This window comes from Brevundimonas sp. ABV4_179 (genome assembly GCF_056311945.1).
Map to the genome: position 1 here is coordinate 1,084,084 of NZ_CM149976.1, position 21,318 is coordinate 1,105,401.

Annotated in this window: 15 protein-coding genes and 3 pseudogenes; 6 read left to right on the top strand and 12 right to left on the bottom strand. The window is 66.9% G+C overall.

The window, feature by feature from the left end; all coding sequences use genetic code 11:
• Nucleotides 1-33: 33 nt before the first annotated feature.
• Nucleotides 34-3,165 (top strand): TonB-dependent receptor, encoded by a 3,132-nt coding sequence (locus ACYX4P_RS05300; RefSeq protein WP_292047114.1) that lies wholly within the window; start codon nt 34-36, stop codon nt 3,163-3,165.
• Nucleotides 3,166-3,255: 90 nt separating this feature from the next.
• Nucleotides 3,256-5,991 carry an exo-rhamnogalacturonan lyase family protein gene (locus ACYX4P_RS05305; RefSeq protein WP_292074495.1) on the top strand — a complete coding sequence of 912 codons (2,736 nt, stop codon included), beginning with the start codon at nt 3,256-3,258 and terminating at the stop codon, nt 5,989-5,991.
• A gap of 19 nt (nt 5,992-6,010) precedes the next feature.
• On the opposite strand, the gene ACYX4P_RS05310 is transcribed toward ACYX4P_RS05305, so the two are convergent.
• Genes ACYX4P_RS05310 through rhmD form a run of 4 tightly spaced genes read right to left on the bottom strand, consistent with a single transcriptional unit; the run spans nt 6,011 to nt 9,736 of the window.
• Nucleotides 6,011-6,913 carry an amidohydrolase family protein gene (locus tag ACYX4P_RS05310; RefSeq protein WP_292074498.1) on the bottom strand — a complete coding sequence of 301 codons (903 nt, stop codon included), beginning with the start codon at nt 6,911-6,913 and terminating at the stop codon, nt 6,011-6,013.
• Nucleotides 6,914-6,923: 10 nt separating this feature from the next.
• The gene (locus ACYX4P_RS05315) at nt 6,924-7,676 is read right to left on the bottom strand and encodes an SDR family NAD(P)-dependent oxidoreductase (RefSeq protein ID WP_248117967.1); all 753 of its coding nucleotides are present in this window, start codon (nt 7,674-7,676) and stop codon (nt 6,924-6,926) included.
• Nucleotides 7,673-8,521 carry a 2,4-didehydro-3-deoxy-L-rhamnonate hydrolase gene (locus ACYX4P_RS05320; RefSeq protein ID WP_248117965.1) on the bottom strand — a complete coding sequence of 283 codons (849 nt, stop codon included), beginning with the start codon at nt 8,519-8,521 and terminating at the stop codon, nt 7,673-7,675. Before ACYX4P_RS05320 ends, ACYX4P_RS05315 begins: the two co-directional genes overlap by 4 nt.
• A 21-nt stretch (nt 8,522-8,542) precedes the next feature.
• Nucleotides 8,543-9,736, bottom strand: coding sequence for an L-rhamnonate dehydratase (gene rhmD / locus ACYX4P_RS05325; RefSeq protein ID WP_292048665.1), 1,194 nt, complete (start codon nt 9,734-9,736; stop codon nt 8,543-8,545).
• A 158-nt stretch (nt 9,737-9,894) separates the two neighbouring features.
• On the opposite strand from rhmD, the gene ACYX4P_RS05330 reads away from it, so the two are divergent.
• The 3 genes from ACYX4P_RS05330 to lldD are packed head-to-tail and all read left to right on the top strand — an operon-like array spanning nt 9,895 to nt 12,612.
• The gene (locus ACYX4P_RS05330) at nt 9,895-10,683 is read left to right on the top strand and encodes an IclR family transcriptional regulator (RefSeq protein ID WP_248117961.1); all 789 of its coding nucleotides are present in this window, start codon (nt 9,895-9,897) and stop codon (nt 10,681-10,683) included.
• A 24-nt stretch (nt 10,684-10,707) separates the two neighbouring features.
• Nucleotides 10,708-11,469, top strand: coding sequence for an SDR family NAD(P)-dependent oxidoreductase (locus ACYX4P_RS05335; protein WP_248117959.1), 762 nt, complete (start codon nt 10,708-10,710; stop codon nt 11,467-11,469).
• Nucleotides 11,470-11,478: 9 nt separating this feature from the next.
• Nucleotides 11,479-12,612, top strand: a complete 1,134-nt coding sequence (lldD, locus tag ACYX4P_RS05340) for an FMN-dependent L-lactate dehydrogenase LldD (RefSeq protein WP_248117958.1) — start codon at nt 11,479-11,481, stop codon at nt 12,610-12,612.
• A 25-nt stretch (nt 12,613-12,637) separates the two neighbouring features.
• On the opposite strand, the gene ACYX4P_RS05345 is transcribed toward lldD, so the two are convergent.
• From ACYX4P_RS05345 to ACYX4P_RS05375, 7 genes and pseudogenes are all read right to left on the bottom strand, one after another.
• Entirely contained in the window at nt 12,638-13,834 is a 1,197-nt protein-coding gene (locus ACYX4P_RS05345) for an SGNH/GDSL hydrolase family protein (protein WP_248117956.1), read from the bottom strand.
• 19 nt (nt 13,835-13,853) lie between these two features.
• Complete coding sequence (locus tag ACYX4P_RS05350; protein WP_292048648.1) at nt 13,854-14,564, bottom strand: DUF6250 domain-containing protein; 711 nt, start codon at nt 14,562-14,564, stop codon at nt 13,854-13,856.
• Nucleotides 14,561-16,462, bottom strand: a complete 1,902-nt coding sequence (locus tag ACYX4P_RS05355) for a rhamnogalacturonan lyase (protein WP_248117952.1) — start codon at nt 16,460-16,462, stop codon at nt 14,561-14,563. Before ACYX4P_RS05355 ends, ACYX4P_RS05350 begins: the two co-directional genes overlap by 4 nt.
• 139 nt (nt 16,463-16,601) lie before the next feature.
• Nucleotides 16,602-16,784, bottom strand: coding sequence for a hypothetical protein (locus ACYX4P_RS05360; protein WP_248117950.1), 183 nt, complete (start codon nt 16,782-16,784; stop codon nt 16,602-16,604).
• Nucleotides 16,781-17,872: pseudogene (locus tag ACYX4P_RS05365) on the bottom strand (PepSY-associated TM helix domain-containing protein); the annotation flags it as partial. The gene ACYX4P_RS05360 and the pseudogene ACYX4P_RS05365, both read right to left, overlap by 4 nt.
• A 97-nt stretch (nt 17,873-17,969) precedes the next feature.
• Nucleotides 17,970-18,045: pseudogene (locus ACYX4P_RS05370) on the bottom strand (hypothetical protein); the annotation flags it as partial.
• Nucleotides 18,018-20,126: pseudogene (locus ACYX4P_RS05375) on the bottom strand (TonB-dependent receptor); the annotation flags it as partial. The pseudogenes ACYX4P_RS05375 and ACYX4P_RS05370, both read right to left, overlap by 28 nt.
• A gap of 132 nt (nt 20,127-20,258) precedes the next feature.
• Between ACYX4P_RS05375 and ACYX4P_RS05380 the strand changes: the two are divergent.
• Nucleotides 20,259-20,909 carry a DUF1345 domain-containing protein gene (locus ACYX4P_RS05380; RefSeq protein ID WP_248117947.1) on the top strand — a complete coding sequence of 217 codons (651 nt, stop codon included), beginning with the start codon at nt 20,259-20,261 and terminating at the stop codon, nt 20,907-20,909.
• Between the two features lie 19 nt (nt 20,910-20,928).
• Here the strand turns inward: ACYX4P_RS05380 and ACYX4P_RS05385 are convergent, their stop codons facing one another.
• Complete coding sequence (locus ACYX4P_RS05385) at nt 20,929-21,180, bottom strand: DUF2171 domain-containing protein (RefSeq protein ID WP_248117946.1); 252 nt, start codon at nt 21,178-21,180, stop codon at nt 20,929-20,931.
• Nucleotides 21,181-21,318: the final 138 nt, after the last annotated feature.

Here is a 21,318-nt window from a genome sequence, read left to right on the forward strand (position 1 = left end):
ACAATAAGGCCATAGGCCGCAGGAGGAACTTCAGTGACGACACAGTCGAACGGGCGACGGGCCCGCCGCTTCATGTACACCGCCGGGGCCGCCGCCCTGATGCTGGCGTCCGCCGGCGCGGCGAACGCCCAGCAGCCGACGGGAACCCAGGCGTCGGACGCTCCGGTTTCGACCGTCGATGAAGTCGTGGTGGTCGGCACCCGTTCCAGCCTTCAGTCGGCCATGAACCGCAAGCGTTCGGCCAGCACCGTGTCGGACTCCATCGTCGCCGACGACATCGGCCAGTTCCCCGACAAGAACGTGGGCGAGGCCCTGGGCCGAGTGACGGGGGTCCAACTGTCGCGTGACTTCGGCGAAGGCAACGCCGTCTCGATCCGTGGCGTCGAGCCCGACCTGAACCGCGTCGAAGTCAACGGCGTCAGCGTCCTGTCCACGGCCGGAAACCTGAACGTCTATGGCGGCGGCGGCCGGTCCAACGACTTCCGTGAATTGCCGGCCGAGATCGTCAAGTCCATCGACGTGTTCAAGGGCTTCACTTCCGACATGACCGAGGGAGCCGTTGGCGGCACGGTGTCGGTCCAGACGCGAAAGCCGCTGGATTTCCGCGCGCCGACCTTCTCCATGACCTTGTCCGGTCAGAAGCTGGACACCCTGCCGGACTGGAAGCCCCGCGCCAGCGTGTTTGGTGCGACCCAGTTGCTGGACGGCCGTCTCGGCCTCATGGCAAATGTCACCTATGACAATGTCCTGACCCGCGGTGACTTCTACGACGATCACTCGTGGGCCCGCCTCGCGGACTTCGACAACTCGCCGAACAAGACGGTCAACTATTATAACCAATCCTATAGCCGCGCGGTGAACGACTATATCGCCGCCGTGGGCAGCGAGGCGGCGTGCGCGACTCTCACCACGCCCGACGCCAACACCCTGACTACCGCGCAGGCTCGCACCGCGTGCCAAAGCCAGTGGTACGACTATAATCCGCGCGTGCCGCGCTATCGTGTTTGGACGCGGGAGGACAAGCGCAGCTCCGGCGAGTTCACTGCGGAATACAAGTTCGCCGACAATCTGCGTGGCTTCGTCACCTATCAGACGAACCACCGGACGCAGCAGTTGAACGACATCAACTATGGTACGGACTTCACCGCACTTGACCGTCTGAACTACGGTCCGGCGTGCACCCGCGTCACACCGGCCACCGCCGAAACCGTTCCGGGCGTGGTCGTGGATGCGAACCACAACGTCATAAAATACACTGTGGGCAACTGCCTGGGCACCTCGGGTCGAGGCGGCGATTCGGCATTCAGCATCTCGTCGCGCGATTTCCGCTACGAGACGGACTCCGACTACATCACCTACGGGCTGAAGTGGTACAATGACCGTTTCAAGGTCGATTTCCTCGGCGCCAACGCCAAGAGCGAGACGCTGAGCCAGACCAACAACGTCTCGGTCAGCTTCAACACGCCCGGCATGGTCGTCAGCCTGGAACCAGGCACCTCGGCGCCGATCTTCACCTTCGCGCCCGGCTTCTCGCCGTCCGACGCCTCTGCGGTCAGCCAATACCAGATCCAGTATCGGCCCTCGCAATCGTCGAACAAGGAGGATCAGTACAAGCTGGACATCGATTTCGACCCGCGCACGACCTTCCTGACCAACATTAAGTTCGGCGGGCGGTATTCGAACGCCGAAACCAAGGGCTACGATTACGGCGGCTTCATCGTCAGCCCTGGCGCAAATCTGGCCTCGGAACTCGACAACATCGTCATCTACGCCAACTCGATTAACTCCACGGCCCGAGTCAGCGACACGGCGACGGTCGATCAGACGGCGCCGCTGTACGGCAATGCGTATCAGACCAACTATTGGAACACGACCGAGACCTGGTCGCGCGCCTTCTCGAACTCGGTGTTCGGCTCGGCCATGACGGCTCTGCCGTCCGACTTTTACTACGGCGGCGGCGCTCTGCCTTCGAACTGGCTGTATCCGAACTTCGGCGCCATCGCCCAGAACCTGGACACCAGCCACTTCAACCTGGACAACCTGTATTCCGGCGTCGGCAACGACGGCAAAACCTATGACCAGATTCCGTACCGCGTGAAGGAACAGACCGACGCTCAGTACGTCCGTCTGGACTGGGCCCTGCCGATCTTCGGCCTGGATCTGGTCGGGAACCTGGGCCTGCGCCGCGTCCATACTCAGACCAATACGGCGGGCAAGTTCACGCGCAGCGAGACCCGTCTGGTCAACGGCGTGGCGACCACAGCGGTCGTGTCCAACACCCTAGTCGAGCAAACGCGCGACTATACCAAGTGGCTGCCCAGCTTCAACGTCAACGCCTGGCTGATCGACAATATGCTGAGCATGCGGGTCGGTTACGCCAAGCTGATGGCGCGGCCGCTTTACAACTACCTACTGCCGAACATGACCTGCACCATCAACTACGCCAACGACGGAACGGCGGAAGATGGTCCCGACAGCTGCTCGGCCGGCAACCCAGACCTGAAGCCTTATGAAGCGGCGCAGTACGACCTGTCCTTCGAATGGTATCCGAACCGCGACACCCAGTTCTCGGCCGGCTTCTTCTATAAGGACATCCAAACCTTCTATCTGCCCTCGCGCACCAGCCTGGGCCAGCGGGACGTGTTTGGCGACGGCGTGCTGTACTACTATAACAGCTTCATCAACGGCGAAGGCGCTAAGATTTCGGGCGTCGAACTGACGGCCAAAACCGCCTTCACCTTCCTACCCGGCCTGTTGTCCGGCCTCGGCGCCGACGTGAACTACACCTATCAGGAAGCCTCGGACGTCGGCGTTTTCAGCCAACTCGATGGTTCGGAGTTGTCGTATCCCGGCCTGTCCAGCACCAGCTACAACGCGACCCTGTGGTATGAGCGCGGTCCGATCAACGCGCGCCTGGCCTACAACTATCGCTCGCAGTACCTGGTTACGGCCGCCGATCAGTCGGGCAATCCGATCATCAAGGAGCCAACCGGCTATCTGGACGGCAAGATCTCCTGGAAGCCCGGCCTGAAGGGGCTGACCCTGTTCGCGGAAGGCAAGAACCTGACCGAAGAGGATGAAAGCACCTATGCGGGCGACATCCGCCTGATCAACAGGGGCTATTCGGGCCGCCGCTTCTTCCTGGGCGCGACCTACAAATACTGATCATCTCGGTGATCGCGGCCGTCGCCTCTAGGGGCGGCGGCCGTTTTTCCTTCAGTGCGTAAAGCGCCGCTGGGGCGGCGGGAGTCGAACATGTCGTTCCAACCTTCGCGGCGTCACCTGCTGATGGGCGCCGTCTCTCTCGCCGCCGCTCAGGCCGTATCCGGCGTCGCCTTGGCCGCACCGCGCCGCGGCGCGCCCGCCACGCCTCTTCGCTGGCTGGATGGCCATAAGCCTGCCCGGCTTGAGGGCGCGACCTTCGGCGTGCCGTGGCCGCGCGGCGCCCTTCGCCCCAATCAGGCGTTCAGTATCCGCGACGGATCGGGCCGCGCAACCCCCGCCCAGTCCTGGCCGATCGCCTATTGGCCGGATGGTTCGCTGAAATGGTCGGCCCATGCGGTGACCGGGGATGCTTCGCTGGACGGTCTGACGCTGGCCCCCGGCGTCTCGCCTGCGCCCGGCAAGCCGGTGCGGGTCGCCGATCGGGGCCAGCAGATCGTCGTCACGGTCGGCGATCTGGAATGGCGCGTGCCGAAGTCGGGCGACGCCCTGGTTTCCGGCGCGACGCGCGGCGGCCGTTCGGTCGTGGGCAAGCTGTCCCTGGTCGCCCTGTCGCAAGACAAGCCCGAACTGGAAGAGGGCGGGGCGGTGAAGTCCTCGCGCTACGGCGTCCGCATCCGTCAGGCTGTGGTCGAGCAGTCCGGCCCCGTACGCGCGGTGATCAAGCTGGACGGCGTTCACACCGATGGAACGCGCGAGTGGCTGCCGGTCTCGGTGCGGCTGTACTTCTACGCCGGGTCCGACAGCGTGCGGATCGTCCACAGCTTCATCTTCGACGGCGACCCGAAGACCGACTTCATCCGGGGGGTGGGCGTCGTCGCCGACACGCCGATGACCGACGAAAGCTATAACCGCCACATCCGTTTCGCCGGAGAGGGCGAGGGGGTGTGGGGCGAGGCGGTGCGGACGCTGACGGGGCTGCGGACACGCGCCAACCCGGCCCCCGCCGTACGTCAGGCCCAGATCGAAGGCCGCGCCGTGGCCTTCGCCGACCTGCCCGACATCCTCAAGAACGACGGTCTGCAATGGGTGCCTGAGTGGGGCGATTTCGCCTTCAGCCAGTTGTCGCCCGACGGCTTCACCCTGCGCAAGCGGACCAGCGAGGGCCATGCCTGGATCGATTCCAATGCGGGCAGGCGCAGCCGGGGCCTGGCCTATGTCGGCGGCGCCTCGGGCGGGGTCGCCCTGGGGTTGAAGGACTTCTGGCAACGCGCGCCGGTCGCGCTGGACATCCGCAACGCCCATACCGACACGGCGCAGCTGACGGCCTGGATGTGGTCGCCGGAAGCCCCGGCCATGGACCTGCGCCCCTATCGCAGCGCCAACGGCATGGACACCACGGCCGAGGAGCTGGTCGGGCTGGACATCACCTATGAGGATTATGAGGCCGGCTGGGACGACGCCCACGGCATCGCCCGCACCTCGGAACTGACGCTCTGGGCCCTGGGCGGGACGCCCTCGCACGCGGACTTCTCGGCCATGGCCGAACAGATCGCCGATCCGGCGCGCCTGACGGTCGAGCCGGCGCGGATGCATAGGGCGGGCGTGTTCGGCGACTGGTCCCTGCCCGATGCCTCCACGCCCGTTCGCGCGGCGCTGGAGGGGCGGCTGACCCACCTGCTGGACCACTATATTCAGGAGGTCGATCAGCGGCGCTGGTACGGGTTCTGGTCCTATGGCGACGTCATGCACACCTATGACCCCGATCGCCACATGTGGCGCTACGACGTCGGCGGCTACGCCTGGGACAACTCAGAGCTTTCGACCGACCTGTGGCTGTGGACCAGCTACTTGCGGACGGGCCGAGCCGATGTGTTCAAGCTGGCCGAGGCCATGACGCGCCACACGGGCGAGGTGGACGTCTATCACCTGGGCCGGTTCAAGGGCTTCGGCACGCGCCACGGGGTGCAGCACTGGTCGGATTCGTCCAAACAGCCGCGCGTCTCGAACGTCGCCTATCGCCGCATCTACTATTTCCTGACGGCGGACGAGCGGGTCGGGGACCTGATGCGCGAACTGAACGAGTCGGACCACGCGCTTCAGAACGTCGACATCTCACGCAAGCTGCCGCCCGCGCCGGGACGCGCCGTCCCCGAGGGGCAGGTGGTGTCCGGCTTCGGCACCTCATGGGGCGCCTTCATCTCGGCCTGGCTGACGGAATGGGAGCGGACGGGCGACCGCCGCTGGCGCGACCGGATCGTCAACGGCATGACCACCATCGGCGGCATGAAGCGCCGCTGGTTCGCCGGAGAGGCGCCGTTCGATCTGGCCACCGGCCGCTATCAGGGGCAGGGCGATTATGTCGCCGTGTCGCATCTGAACGCCGTCTTCGGCGTGGCGGAGATGAACGCCGAACTGCTGGACCTGCTGGATGTGCCGTCCTATCGCGCCGCCTGGCTGGAATACTGCCGCTACTACAACGCGCCGGACAACGAGATCGCCGGCCTGCTGGGCCAGGCGCCCAGGGGCCGGTCGCTGACCGAGGCGCACTCACGCCTGACCGCCTATGCAGCCAATAAGGAAGGCGACCCCGCCCTGGCGCAACGGGCCTGGAGCGAGTTTCTGGGCAAAGATCCGGCCAAGCTGCAGGCGCTGCTGGGCGCCCGTTCGATGCCCGTGGGCGGCGTGGATGTTCTGCGTCCCATCCAAGAGGACGCGCAGGTGTCGACCAACGACGCGGCGCAATGGAGTTTGGCGGCCATCGAAAACCTGGCCCTGATCGGCGACAGTCTGGAGGAGGCGGCGGCGCGTCTGGGCTACAGGCCCTGACCGCCACATAGCGGCGAGGTCAGAGGCGGTAGATCGCCTCGGCGTTGCCCGCGAACAGGCGGTCTCGCTCGTTGGGCGAGAAGTCGGCGGTGATGGCGTCGAAGGCGGAATAGAAGGCGTCGAAGGTTCCGTGGACGCTTTCGACCGGGAAGTCCGAGGCGAACATGGCGCGCTCGGTTCCAAAGGCGTCGATGCACTCGAGGACGGTCGGGCGGATGCTGTCGGGCGTCCAGGCGCGGTCGGTGATGCCAAGGCCCGAAATCTTGATCGAGACCTGGGGCTGGGCGGCCAGCAGGCGCAGGCCGATCCGCCAACGCTCCATGCCGATGTCGTTGCGGTCGGTCGGCAGACCGGCGTGATTGACGATCATCGGAATGTCGGGATGGCGGGCGGCGATGATGGCGGCGGTCGCCATCTGCGACGGATAGAGCTGGAGGTCGAACGACAGGCCGTGTCGGGCCAGCTTGGCGAAACCCTCGACCCATTTGGGATCGCGCAGCAGATCGCGGTCGGTGTAGGTCTTCAGTGGGTCTTCGTGCCAGCAGACGATCTGGCGCACGCCGCGCACGTTCGGACGCGCCGCCTGGGCTTCCAGCAGGGCGTCCAGGTCGGGATCCAGCAGGTCGGCGCCGGCGACGATGGCGTGGGGGTAGCCGCGCTGGTCAGCGATGGATTGCAGCCAGTCGGTCTCGGCCAACTGCCGACCGATGGGCTGGCCAGCCTCGACATGGACGATCTTGTCCACGCGCCAGCCCGCCGTATCGGCCAGATAGTCGTCCAGCAGATAGTTCCGGTGGGCGATGGGGCTCATGTCCCCCGCCGGATTGTTCGGCAGGGGATCGTCCTGAAGCCAATCGTAGCGGGCGCGCGACAGGTCCCACAGGTGGACATGGCTGTCGACGATGCGGAGGTCGTGGGCCACGGCTGCGTCCTTAGTACGTCGTTCTTCCGCCGGAGGTGTCGAAGGTGGAGGCGGTTGTGAAGCTGCATTCCTCGGAGGCCATGAAGCAGACCATAGCGGCGCTTTCGTCGACCTCGCCGAGGCGGCCCATGGGGATCTTGGAGCGCATGTAGTCGACCTGGCTCTGGGGCAGCTGTTCCAGGATGGGGCTTTCGAAGGTGGCGGGGGTCAGGCTGTTGGCGACGACGCCCTTGCCGGCCAACTCCTTGCCCAGCGACTTGGTGAAGCCGATCACCCCGGCCTTGGAGGCGGAATAGGCGGATGCGTTGGGATTGCCTTCCTTGCCCGCGACCGAGGCGACGTTGACGATGCGGCCATAGCCGTTGGCCAGCATGAAGGGCACGACGGCGCGGCAGCAGTAGAAGACGCCGTTCAGATTGATGTCGACCACGCGCTTCCAGCTGTCGACGGGGAAGTCCTGCACCGGCACGGTGGCGCCGGTGATGCCGGCCGAGGCGACCAGGATGTCGATGCGGCCGTCCAGCGCCTGGGCCGAGGCCTCGGCGGCGGCGGCGACGGCGTCAGGGTCGGCGACGTCCAGGGCGATCACATGGGCGGCCCCGACCTCGGCGGCGGCGGCGGTCAGCGCCTGGGCGTTCAGGTCCCACAGCACCACCCTGCCGCCTTCGGCGACGATGCGGGCGGCGGCGGCCTTGCCCAGGCCCGAGGCCCCGCCGGTGACGACGGCGGTGCGGCCCGCGAACCGGTCCCGATAGGCGCTCATCGGGTCCACTCCACGAAGGTCTGGCCCTGTTCGCCCAGCTTCTGGATGCCCAGACGCACCGTGTCGCCCGCCTTCAGATAAAGGGGCGGCTTCTGGCCCAGACCCACGCCAGGCGGGGTGCCGGTGGTGATCAGGTCGCCGGGCTCCAGCGTCATGAACTCTGACAGATAGGACACGATCTCGGCGACGCCGAAGATCATGGTGCGGGTGTTGCCGGTCTGCATGCGCTTGCCGTTCAGGTCCAGCCACATGTCCAGGTTCTGGACGTCGCCGACCTCGTCGGTCGTGACCAGCCAGGGGCCGACGGGGCCGAAGGTGTCGCAGCCCTTGCCCTTGTCCCAGGTGCCGCCGCGCTCGGTCTGATAGGCGCGCTCGGACACGTCGTTGATCAGCACATAGCCAGCGACGTGATCCAGGGCCTCTTCCGTGGTCACATAGGAGGCGGGCTTGCCGATGACGACGCCCAGTTCGACCTCCCAGTCGGTCTTCTCGGACCCGCGCGGAATGACCACGTCGTCGTTCGGCCCGTTCAGGCAGGTGACGGCCTTGGTGAACAGCACCGGCTCGGCCGGGATCGGCAGGTTGGATTCGGCCGCGTGGTCGGCGAAGTTCAGGCCGATGGCCAGGAATTTGCGCACGCCGTTTATCGGCACGCCATAGCGGGGCCGGCCCTCGACCAGGGGCAGGGTGGTCGGGTCGATGGCCTTCAGCGCCTCGAGCGCAGGGCCATGCAGTTGGTCCGGGGTGATGTCGGCGATGTGGCCCGACAGGTCGCGGATGCGCCCCTCAGTATCCAGCGTGCCCGGCTTTTCCTGGCCCCTGGGGCCGTAACGCAGCAGTTTCATGGTGGGGGAAGGGCTTTCGTCTTAACGCGCGTAGGGGCGCTGCAGGGCGATGTCGCGGTTCAACTCGACGCCGAAACCGGGCGCATCCGGCACCTTCAGGCGGCCATTCACCGGAACGGGTTCGCCGATCAGTTGCGGATGGAACATGGGCACGACCTCGTCGGCGCCGGGGGCCATCATCAGGAACTCCGCGAACGGGCTGTTATGGCGCGTCACCACGAAGTGGTAGGAATAGACCGATGAGCCGTGCGGGATCATCAGCACGCCCTTGGCGTCGGCCATGGCGGAGATCTTGATCAGTTCGGTGACCCCGCCGCACCAGCCCACGTCGGGCTGGATGATGTCGCAGCATTCCATCTCCAGCAGCATGCGGAAGCCCCAGCGGGTGGCCTCATGCTCGCCGGTCGTGACCAGCATCCCCTTGGGGGCGTTCTTCTTCAGCGCCTGATAGCCCCAGTAGTCGTCGGGGCTGAGCGCCTCCTCGATCCACTTCAGACCCAGCTTGTGGGCCTCGTGCGCCAGGCGGGTGGCGTAGTTCAGGTCCAGCGCCATCCAGCAGTCGAACATCAGCCAGAAGTCGTCGCCGCAGGCGTTGCGCATGGCCTCCAGCTCGGCGAGGTTCTTGCGCAGGCCTTCCTCGCCCTCGGCCGGGCCGTGGTGCAGCGGCATCTTGCCGCCGATGAAGCCCAGCTCCCTGGCTTTGTCGGGACGGGCGCCGGTGGCGTAGAAGGTCAGTTCGTCACGAACCGGACCGCCCAGCATGGCGAAGACCGGCTCCTGCCGCAGGCGGCCCAGCAAGTCCCACAGCGCCAGATCGACGCCGGAGATGGCGTTCACCACCAGACCCTTGCGGCCGTAATACTGGGTGGAGAAATACATCTGGTCCCAGATCTTCTCGACCTCGGACGGATCGCGGCCCTCCAGGAAGCGGGCCAGATGCTTCTCGACGATATAGGCCGCCGGTTCGCCGCCGGTCGTGACCGCAAACCCGACCACGCCGTTCTCGGCCTCGATCTCGACAACCAAGGTGCCCAGCACATTGATGCCGAAGCTGCGGCGGCTCTGGCGGTACTCGGGGTATTTCGCCATGGGGGTGGTGATATGATCGTCGATCCAGTGACCGTCGCCCTGATCGTGATAGTCGGCGCCGCCACCTGCGCCATCGTTCTTCACGACGAAGGCGCGGACGTGTTTGATGCGGGGCAGGCGGCTCATCGCGTCATCACCAGTGATTGGCGATTCGCTCCCATAATGCGGGATTTCACTGGCGTTCCTCCGTGCATGGCGTCAAAGTCAGGCTCGTGTGACGGAGCGACTTGCGCGTTTTGCTACATTCTGAGAATGAGGATTACGAAATGGGACGAACGCCGTCAATGAAGACCGCACAGGTCGATGGAGATGAAGAGATCGGCGCCAAGGCGTCCGGCAGCCAGACCCTGCTGCGGGGTCTGGACGTCATCGACGCCCTGATCGACGGCTCCCTGCCCCTGGCCGAACTGTCCGAAAAGCTGGAGCTGACGCGCAGCACGACCCACCGTCTGGCCTCGGCCCTGGTCGAGCGGCGGCTGCTGTCGTTCCGCCCGCGCGAGGGCTATTCCCTCGGTCCCAAACTGCTTGAGCTGGGCCATGCCGCCAGCCAGCAGATGCATCTGCCGCGCGTGGCCCGCCCGTGGCTGGAGCAACTGTCGGCCCAGACCGACGACACAGTGCATCTGGGCGTGCTGGACGGGCGTCATGCGCTTTATCTGGACAAGGTGGCGGGGCGCCGGCGCATCAACATCGGCTCGCGCCTGGGCGAACGTCACCCCATCGCCTCTACCGGCCTGGGCAAGGCGCTGATCCTGGACAAGACCGAGCCGGAGTGGATCGACTTCTACGCCGAGCCGGGCGCCGCCTTTGACTCGTCGGCCCGCGCCGTCTGGCTGGAGCGGATGCATGGCTATGCCCAGAAGGGCTACGCCTTCGACCTTGAAGAGAACGAGGACCAGATTCGCTGCGTCGCCGCTCCGATCCGTTCGGTGAACGGCCAGATCGTCGCCGCCCTCAGCGTCTCCTCGGCCGCCCAATATATGTCCGACGCCCGGATGACCGAACTGACCAAGACGGTGACCGAGGCCGCCGACGCGATCAGCGCCGACCTGGGCTGGTCGCCCAAACCCTGAAACCGAACCATCGCCGGAGCCCCCATGCTGCTTGAGAACAAGGTCGTCCTGATCACGGGCGCATCGCGGGGCATCGGGCGGGCGACGGCGATCGAGGCCGCGCGCCAAGGCGCCGACGTCGCCATCAACACCTTCCGGGACGATGCCGCCGCCGCCGAGGTGGTCGCCGAGATCGAGGCGCTGGGCCGCCACGCCATCGCCATCGACGGCGACGTGGCCCAGCCGGAAAGCGCCGCAGTCTTCGTCGCCGCGGCGGTGCAGGCGCTCGGCCGGGTGGACGTCTTCGTCTCCAACGCCGGCATCTGCCCGTTCCACGCCTTCCTCGACATGCCGGTCGAGACCCTGCGCCGCACGATGGAGGTTAATCTGCACGGCGCCTATTACATGGTGCAGGCGGCGGCCAATCAGATGGTGAAGCAGGGGGACGGCGGCGCCATCGTGGCGATCAGCTCGATCTCGGCCCTGGTCGGCGGCGAGATGCAGACCCACTACACCCCGACCAAGGCGGGGGTGCACAGCCTGATGCAGTCCTGCGCCGTCGCCATGGGTCGTTACGGCGTTCGCTGCAACTCTGTCCTGCCCGGCACCATCGCCACCGACATCAACAAGGACGACCTCGCCGATCCGAAGAAGCGCGAATATATGGAGGGTCGCATTCCGCTGGGCCGCCTGGGGCGACCCGAGGACATCGCCTCCGTCGTCGCCTTCCTGGCCTCGGACATGGCGTCCTACATGTCCGGCGCGGCCCTGCTGGTCGACGGCGGCGCCTTCGCCAACTTCCAGTAGGACAGGCGCGTGATCATCTCCTCGCCCGGCGATTATCGCGAGGCCGCGCGGCGCAAGCTGCCGCCTTTCCTGTTCCACTACATCGACGGCGGCGCCTACGCCGAACAGACGCTGAGGCGCAACGTCGAGGACTGGCAGGCCATCGCCCTGCGCCAGCGTGTGCTGCAGGACATGACCAGCCTCAGCCTTGAGACGAAACTGTTCGACGAAACCCTGCGCCTGCCCATCATCCTGGCGCCGGTCGGCCTGACCGGCATGTACGCCCGGCGTGGCGAGGTGCAGGCGGCCAGGGCGGCGGCGTCGCGCGGGGTTCCCTTCATCCTGTCCACCGTTTCGGTCTGCCCGATCGAGGAGGTGACGCCCGCCATCGACCGGCCCATGTGGTTCCAACTCTATGTGCTGGGCGACCGGGGTTTCATGAAGAATGCTTTGGAGCGCGCCAGGGCGGCGGGGGTGAAGACCCTGGTCTTCACGGTCGACATGCCCACCCCCGGCGCCCGCTACCGCGACGCCCATTCGGGCATGAGCGGCCCCAACGCCGAGATGCGCCGGATGGTCCAGGCCATGACCCATCCCGCCTGGGCCTGGGACGTAGGGTTGAATGGCCGCCCGCACGACCTGGGCAATGTGTCTGCCTATCTGGGCAAGCCGACGGGATTGGCCGACTATATCGGCTGGCTGGCCAATAATTTCGATCCGTCGATTTCATGGAAGGACCTGCAATGGATCCGCGACTTCTGGGACGGGCCGATGATCATCAAGGGCGTGCTTGATCCGCAGGACGCCCGCGACGCCGTCAGTTTCGGCGCCGACGGCATCGTGGTGTCGAACCACGGCGGACGGCAGCTGGACGGGGTCTTGTCGTCTGCCCGCGCTCTGCCCGCCATAGCCGATGCGGTGAAGGGCGACCTGAAGATCCTGGTGGATTCGGGCGTCCGCAACGGGCTGGACGTGGTGCGGGCGATCTCGCTGGGCGCTGACGCGGTCCTGCTGGGCCGGGCCTTCATCTATGCGCTGGCGGCGAACGGTCAGGCGGGCGTCGAAAACCTGCTGGACCTGTTCGAAAAGGAAATGCGCGTGGCCATGACCCTGACCGGGGCGAAGTCGGTCGCGGGCATGACTCGCGAGATGCTGGCGATCTGACCCGCGTCAGACCGCCAGCCGCTTCTCATCGATAGGGCGTCAGGTCGATGGCGTCGGCCATGGCGCGGAAGCCCGCGTCATTGGGGTGCAGATGGTCGCCGCTGTCATAGGCGGCGGCCAGTTTCAGCGGCTGGGCGGGGTCGCGCATCACGGCGTCGAAGTCGATGAGGCCGTCCGCCTCTGTGTTTGCACGTATCCAGGTATTGACGGCCTGGCGGGTCGCCTCGCCCTGTTCGGACCAGTAGTTGGCGTCCTTGAACGGCAGGATGGTCGCCAGCCTGATCTTCAGGCCGGCGGCATGGGCGCGGGCGATCATCTGGCGGTAGCCCGCGATCAGATCGGCCGGGGTCGGCGGCTGCGGATCATGATCGCGCCAGGCCATGCCGAAGTCGTTGACGCCCTCCAGCACGATCACATCCGTCGCGCCCGGCAGGGCCAGAACATCGCGGTCGAATCGCGCCAACGCCGCCACCCCCAGACCGGGCTTTGGCTTCAGGATGCGGTTGCCCGAAATGCCTGCGTTGGCGACAGCCACCGAGGTCAGGCCCGCCGCCTGCAAACGGCGCGCCAGCAGGTCGGGCCAGCGCCGGTCGGCGTCGCGCGTGCCGTTGGCGCCGTCGGTGATGGAATCGCCCAGGGTCACGATCACCCGGCCCGCTTCGGCCCGCTCGACATCGACGCCCGAGATCAGCAGCCGCTGCGTCACCAGGGTCGGGTCGGTCAATTCGGCGGCCGCCGTCTGATCGCCCGGCGCGATCCAGGCGGACGACAGGCCCAGCAGATGTATGGTGGGATCGGCGACCTCATCAGGCAGATAGAGGCTGATCGACAGACGGCTTAGCGCAGGCAGGGCAAGATCGACCGGATCGCTGAGCAGGGGCGCCTCCGGGGCCAGCAGGGCGCCCGCCGCGCCGTCGAAGGTCAGGTCGCGCGCCGCGCCGGGGACGGGGGCGCCGTCATCGGCTAACTGCACGATCCGCACCCGTCCGATCCGCGCGGCGGTCAGGCCGTATTCGTTTGTCAGCCGCAGTCGGAACCGTTCGCCGCCCGCGCTGACGCGGACCACCTGGCGGACCGTGACATCCTTCAGCGTCGGCGGGCGGCGGTCGGGCGCGGCGGCCAGGGGCGAGGCGTTCCAGCTTCGCGCCCAATGGTTCTGCGCCTGGGCGCCGGGGGCGAGGGCCGAAAGGGCCAGCGCCAGGATCAGAGCTTGCTTCTTCATGGGTTCCTCAGGCGGGCGATCAGGCGACGGTCCAGACGGAGAAGTCCCGGACGGTCATGTGATTCCAGGTGGTCCTCAGGGCGAACCAGCCGCGGCGATAGGGGGCGGGGTCGTCCAGGGCGAACAGGCGCCGATCGTCGCGCCAGTATTCGATACGGCCGCCATCGGCGATCAGGCGGATGCGGTAGGGGCGGTTGGCGACGATCAGATCGTCCGGCGCCGACAGATCGTGCTGGGGCAGCAGCGGCCGTTCTCCGTTCCCGACATAGCGACGGAAACGCGAGGAGGTGTTCGAGTTGCCGCCGAGCCCGACATAATAGGTCCGCATCACGTCATAATCGGCGAAGGCGCCCGAGCGCGGGCGGGCCAGCAGATCGCCGGGACTGCGTGGATCGTCGGCCATCCAGAAGCAGTTCAGGTCGCTGACGCGATCATGGGCGCCGCCCGCCGACACGGCCATCGCGGTGAAGCGGATCTCGACCGGCGAGGTCAGTTCTCGCCTGAACCAGGCGCTGGCGCCCAGCGGCACGTCGAAGGTCATGACCCCGTCCGCCGCGCTGACCGTACCGCGCCCCTGCTCCAGCTCGATCAGCCACTGGTCTAGCCCGCGTCGGAAGTCGTCGGCGTAGAGCCGCCGGGGCCCGGTCTTGGAGCCGATACGGGGTGCGGTGGCGCATCCCGCCGCCAGACCGGCGGCGCCCAGCAGGGCGAGGCGTCGGCTCAGGCTCACCGGCCCTGACCCAGGGGCGCGTCGAAGGCGAAGCTGGGGTGCGACGGCTGATTATAGGCCGAGTTCTGACCAGACACCTGCGAGCGATACTGGGCGTCGTGCATCAGGGTGGCATGACGCAAGGGGGTCGGGTGCGGGGTCACATAGATGCGCAGCGCCGAACTGTCGGCCGTGCGCCAGATCACCTCTTCACGCCAGTCGCCCAGGATGTCGGCGACCAGAACCGGATTGGCCTTGGTGCCGTTGTTGGAGGCTGCGCCCTCGGCGCTCAGCAGGGGGATGGATCGCTGGTTCTCCCAGTCCCATTTGAAGATGCGCGTGCCGTCCAGCAGTTCGCGCAAGCCGTCGCCGTCCCACCAGATGCCGAAATTCATCTGCTGCGGGCGGGTGTGGGAGATGACCCGGCCGTCCGCCGAATACAGATCGTTGCTGTTCGACGCCCAGATCTCGGCGCCCGGATAGCGCGGATCGATGTCGATGGCGACGCCGCGCCCGACATCCTGCTGTCCGGCTGTGCGCCACAGGACTTCGCCGGTGCGGGCGTCGACCATGGCCGAACCGACGCCGCCATTGCCGACGACGTTTTCATGCACCCCGAACTTCTCAAGCCCCGGACGGGTCGGGTCCAGGTCGCCGACGTGCATGGCGTCGCCGTGGCCCAGCCGCGTGGTCCACAGCGGCGTTCCGTCGTCATCCAGCGCCATGGCGCCGTAAATGATCTCCTGACGGCCGTCGCCGTCCACGTCGGCGACGCTGAACTGGTGATTGCCCTGACCGGCGTAGCCTTCGGGCGCCGTGTCGCTGTCGAAGACCCAGCGCTGGCTCAGCCGCCCGTCGCGCCAGTCCCATGCGGCGACCACGGTGCGTGCGTAATAGCCGCGGGCCATGACGATGCTGGGCAGACGCCCGTCCAGATAGGCCGCGCCGCCCAGATACCGCTCGGACCGATTGCCATAGCCGTCCCCCCAGATGGCCGCCATCTCTTCAGCGGTCGCCGAATCGCCCGCCCGACCGCGCGACGGGACATAGGGCGCGCTGGCCAGGGCCGCGCCGGTGCGGCCGTCGAAGACGGTGATGAACTCCGGCCCCGAAAGGATGCGGCCGACCAGACCGGCCGCCAGGCTTCCGTCCGCCTTGCGCTCGGCGCCCGTGCGATCATGGCTGGGGATTTCGCCGCCGTCTTCGCGCCAGTCGGCTTCGGCGTCGCCAATCATCCGACCGGCGCCGTCGATCGTGCCATCCGCGGTCTTCAGCACGACCTCGGCCCGTCCGTCGCCGTCGAAGTCCTGCACGACCATCTGGGTGTAGTGGGCGCCCGAACGGATGTTGCGACCCAGGTCGATGCGCCAAAGCCGCCGGCCGTCCAACGTATAGGCGTCGATCAGCGTGGGGCCGGTGAAGCCGGCGAAGGCGTTGTCCTTGGCGTTTGTCGGTTGCCATTTCAGGATGATCTCATAGCGCCCGTCGCCATCCAGATCGCCGACCGTCCCGTCATTGGCCTCGTAGTCATAGGCGACGCCGTCGGGCGTAACGCCGCCAGCGGGGCGGTCCAACGGAATGGTCAGATAGCCGTCAGCCAGGTTCTGCGCGACGGCGTCCTGCCTTTCGCCCGTCAGACGCACGGCGTAGCGGGCGCTGAGATCGCCGGACGGATCGCGCCATCCAGTCGGATCGGTCGATGTCGTCCGCCCAAGGCGAACGCCGTCCCTAAACACCTCGAAGCGCGCCCGCGCAGGGTCGGAGGCGCTCAGTCGCCATTGAACGAACACGCCTCCGTCCGCCATCGGCGTGGCGACAACGGATCGATCCAAGGTTTCCAGCCGGATGGCCTGCGGCTCCGCCTTCGCCGCCTGTGGCGCAAGCGAAAGGACGCCCGCCAAGGCGACGGCGGTTGTCATCCACGTCACAGACTGGACCACGACAGTTTCCCTATCAAATGTCCACTTATTGGGACTTTGTATCACTATAGGGGTTGTGATCCGTTTTGTTAAAGTCCGTTTTTGCGAAGTCGGACGCCGCGCCCTTGATCGGCCTCGCCTATCGGCGCCGCCGGATCAGCGCCCACGCCAGGACGATCAGCCATGCGGTCAGCAGGGCGGCGCCCAAGAAGTCCCAGAGACCGTCTTCCAACAGGGCGCCGATCAGGCCCGTGAGAGTCAGGGCGAACAGGATGGCGGGTATGCCGAAGATGGCGCGCAGGCCGAGGTCCTTGCGGCTCATGCCGGCTTCCTGCGCTTGGCCAGCCACAGATAGAGGCCGGAGATCAGGATAACGATGGTGGCGATGTCCAGCAGCGCCCAGACGATCTTCAGCCCCAGCCCGCCATAGTCGCCGAAGTGCAGCGGCTGGGACAGGGACAGGGTCTTCACATACCAGGGCATGGAGGCGACCGCCGCCAGTTCGCCCGTGCGCGCGTCGATCAGGGCGGGCGTGGTCATGTGCTTGGTCAGCGGCGTGTCCCCGTGGAAGAAGACGGCATAGTGATGGTCGGTCGAATAGGTCGATCCCGGAAAGGCCACGAACTGCAGCGTCATGCCGGGCAGGGCGGCCTGGGCGCGCTTGACCGCCGCATCCAGCGAGGCGCGCCGGCCGGCCGGCGCGGGGGCGTCATAGGCGACGGTCAGCTCCTTCAGCGCCGTATCCTTCCAAAAGGCGATGATCGGCGTCGCCAGGGTGTTGACCACCCCGGTCGTCCCCACCACCAGCACCCAGGCCAGGGTCACGACGCCCAACAGGTTGTGATAGTCCAGCCAGCGGGTCCGCGCCGCCTTGGACGCCCGAACCGTGCCGAACGGCAGACGGCGCATGAAGGGCGCATACAGGACCACCCCCGACACCAGGGCCGCCACCAACATCAGCCCCATGGCGCCCAGGAACAGCATTCCGGCCAGGCCCAGGAACATGTCGGTATGCAGTTGCAGCAGGAACTCCATCACCGGATGGCCGGCGACCAGGGGGGCGACCTCGCCGCTGGTCTGGTCGATGGGTTCGAAACTGTATTGGCCGGCGGGGGCGTCGGGCGCGCGGCTGGTGACGTTCACCACCGGCCGATCCTCGTCAAAGCTCATGAAGGCCGGAACCTCGCCCGGATGCAGGGCCAGGGCCGCGCTCAACACCTGGTCCAGATCCAGAAGGGGCCCGTCCGGGTTCTTGGGCTGCCAGGGCTCATGCAGCAGCACCTCGTCCAACTCGTGGGTGAACACCAGCGGCAGGCCGGTGACGCACAGCATCAACAGGAACACCGTCGAGACCAGGCTCGACCATTTGTGGACCCAGGACCAGGCGCGGATGGTTCGGGCTTTCATCGGTAGCCTCTAGAACGGGCGGCCTCCGGACGGAACCAGCTCCTGGCTCCGTCCGGGGGCGTCATCGTATCGCGATTGAGCGGGCTCAGAACTCGGCCGAGACCGACAGGCGCAGGGTGCGCGGCCCGCCCAGCGTAAGATAGTTGGACCCCGGATAGCCGCCGACCGCGACCCACTGGTTCTTGTCCGCCAGGTTCTCGACCCGCGCCCGCAGCGTCAGCGGCTTGCCGCCCGCCTCGAAGGCGTAGCGGACGCCGGCGTCGTAGCGTGTCCAGCTGTCCAGTTCGACGGCGTTGTCCGCGCTGGCCGGTTGGGCGCCGGTATGTACGACCCGACCCTCCAGCGTCAGGCCGTCGATGGCCCGCACGTCCCATTCCACGTTCAGATTGGCCTGGAAGTCCGGCACGCCGATGGCGGACTTGCCGTTGAGGGCGGGGTTCAGGGCGCGCTTGATCTCGGCGTCCAGCCAGGTCGCGCCGCCGAGGACGCGCAGGCCCTCCAGCGGTTCGCCGAAGACGGTCAGTTCGACGCCCCGGTTCTCCTGCTCGCCGCCGGCGGAATAGGTGCGGGTCGCCGTGTCGAAATATTCGCTGGGCAGGGTGGTGCGGAAGGCGCTGAGCGTGGCGCCGAACAACCCGGCGTCATATTTCACCCCGATCTCGTTCTGCTCGGCGCGGAACGGCTCCAGAACCTCGCCGGCGTTGGCGACGGGCGCCCCGTTGACCGCGCCGGGCGCGGTCTTTCCAGGCACCAGCGCCTCCGAATAGTTGGCGTAGAGCGAGACCCGGTCGATCGGGCGGTAGACCACGGCGAAGACCGGGGTCACGGCATCGCTGGCGTAGCCGCCGTTGCGGGCGGTGGTGTTGTAGTCATAGGACCGGGTGTCGATCTCCTGATAGCGGGCGCCCAGGGTGATCATCAGACGGTCGTCCAGGAAGGACGCCATGTCGGCGATGGCGACGCTGTTGGTCCTGACCCGGCCCACCACGGTCGGGTCGGTCAGGGAGCCGGCGGCCAAGGCGGTCGGGGCCGGAGCGGGCGCGAACACCGGATCGTACAGGTTGCTGGCGAAGCCGCCGAAGTTGGAGAAGGCGTAGGAGTTCTTCTCGCGCGACTGCACCTGGGCGGCCGAGGCGACCAGGCGGTGTCGCACCGGGCCGGTGTCGAAGTCGGCGCGCACGCCCACGTCGGCCGAGAAGACCTGATCGCGACGGCCGTTGTCGAAGCGGTAGGCGTTCAGCGACCCGTCGGCGTTGGCGCGGGGATTGGCCAGGCTGTTGCGCTCCTTGCCGTCGCGACCGCCCACGGCGGCCCAGACGGTCACGGCGTCGGTGACGTCGAACTCGCCGCGCGCGGCGCCGAACAACTGGGTCTCGTCGGTATAGGTCCAGGGCTGGGCGAAGTTCTTGTCGGCGTCCGGCGCGCGGGGAATGGCGCCGTTCGGCGTCACCTGGGGACGCGGCGCGTCGATACGGTTGTCCTGCCAGCCCAGGTCGGCGGAAAAGCGCGCGCGGTCGCCGCGGTGGTCCAGACCCAGGCCGAGCACCTTCATGTCGCGGCCCTCGCCCTCGACGCCGCCCTCGCCGGCGCGGCTGGCCAGGTTCAGACGCAGGCCCCAGTCGCCATCGGAGCCGAAGCGGCGCGACAGGTCGGCGGCGGCGTAGATCTGATCGCCGCCTTCCCAGCCGGCCGTCAGCCGGTTCAGGGGCGCGTCGCCCGCGCGCTTGGGCACCAGATTGACCGCGCCGCCCACGCCGCTGCCGCCCGGCGCCGCGCCGTTCAGAAAGGCTGTGGCGCCTCGGAAGACCTCGACCCGTTCCAGCAGTTCGGCCGCCACATACTGGCGCGGCAGCACGCCGTAGAGACCGTTATAGGTCATGTCGTCCGAATAGACCGGGAAGCCCCGGATCACATACAGTTCCTGGAAGTTGCCGAACCCCTTGGTCAGCCGCACGGCCGGATCGTTCTGCAGCACGTCGCCGACGCTGCGGGCCTGCTGATCGCGCGCCAGCTTTTCGGTGAAGTTGGTGGAGGAGAAGGGGGTGTCCATGGCGTTCAGGGCGCCGAACAGGCCGACCCTTCCGCCACGCGCCACCTGACCCCCTGCATAGGCCGGCGGCAGGGCCACCTGCGATCCCGTCACGACGATGTCCGACAGGGTGGTGGGCGCATCCTGCTGCTGGGCCAGGGCGGGGGCGGCGCCAAGCAGCGTCGCGACGGAGGCGGACGCCAGAAGGCCGAACAGGGAAGCACGCATCGGGGGAGGATCGCTTTTGATTATAAGAATGCGTCGCAATACTCTCGTAACCGTCGGGTGACAACTGCGGCTTTCCGCTCACGTCTCGGGTTTGCCGATGGACGGCGATGGGCAAATGCGCGATCTCGGGCCATGGGGTTCGTCACGCGCCTGTTCCGTCTGCATTTCTCCCTTTGGCTGGGGCTGGCCGTGCTGGCGGTCGTGGTCGCGGCGACGCCCGCTTCGGCCGGTTTGGCTGTGCGGCTGGCGGCGGGATGGGACGCCGGGGTGGCGGCCTTTCTGCTCCTGACGCTGGTTCACATCCTGCGCTCAAGCTCTCAGGCGGCCATCCGACGCAGGGCGGCGGAACTGGATCAGGCCGGGGCGCTGGTCCTGCCGCTCAGCCTGACGGCGGCGGCGGCCAGTTTGGTCGTGCTGGTGTTGTCCCTGTTGCATGGCGGCAAGCCGTCGCTGGCGCAGGCCGGCTTTTCAGTTCTGACGGTGGGGCTGTCGTGGCTCTATGTCCACGTCATCTTCGCCTTGCACTACGCCCACGAGTTCTATTCGCCCAAGGACAAGGGCAAGGGCGATCAGGGCGGCCTGATGTTCCCGGGCGAGGACGACGCCGACTATTGGGATTTTCTGCACTTCAGCCTGATCATCGGGGTGGCGAACCAGACCGCCGACGTTCAGATTTCAAGCCGCGACCTGCGCCGGCTGGCGACGCTGCACTGCCTGATCGCCTGGTTCTTCAACGCCGTGATCCTGGCGCTGACGGTCAATCTGGCGGCGGCGCTGTTCTGAACGCCGCCGCCGAAGCGGTTCAGAGATCGACCGGCTTGCCGGATTTCTCTTCTTCCAGGGTGACGGCGACATCGGCGTTGGCCGACAGGCGCACCTTGTCGCCCTCCACGCCGGCGACGAAGCCCTTTTCGATATAGTGGTGATGGTCGCTGTGGGCGCCGGTGTTCTCGCGCCGGGTCAGCTTGATGCGGTCGCCGTCCAGGCGGTCCACCGTGCCGACATGGACGCCGTCGGCGCCGATGACGTCCATGCCTTCCTTGATCTCGCTCATCGTCGTTCTCCTGGCTGAAGCGGATTGCAGCAGAGGAGCGCGGCGGCAAAGCCGAGGTTCCCGTGGTGAACACCGGCGGACAAGGCAAAGATTAAAGTGTCATGGAGGATGGCCAGTCTCCCTCTTCCCTGGCGAACC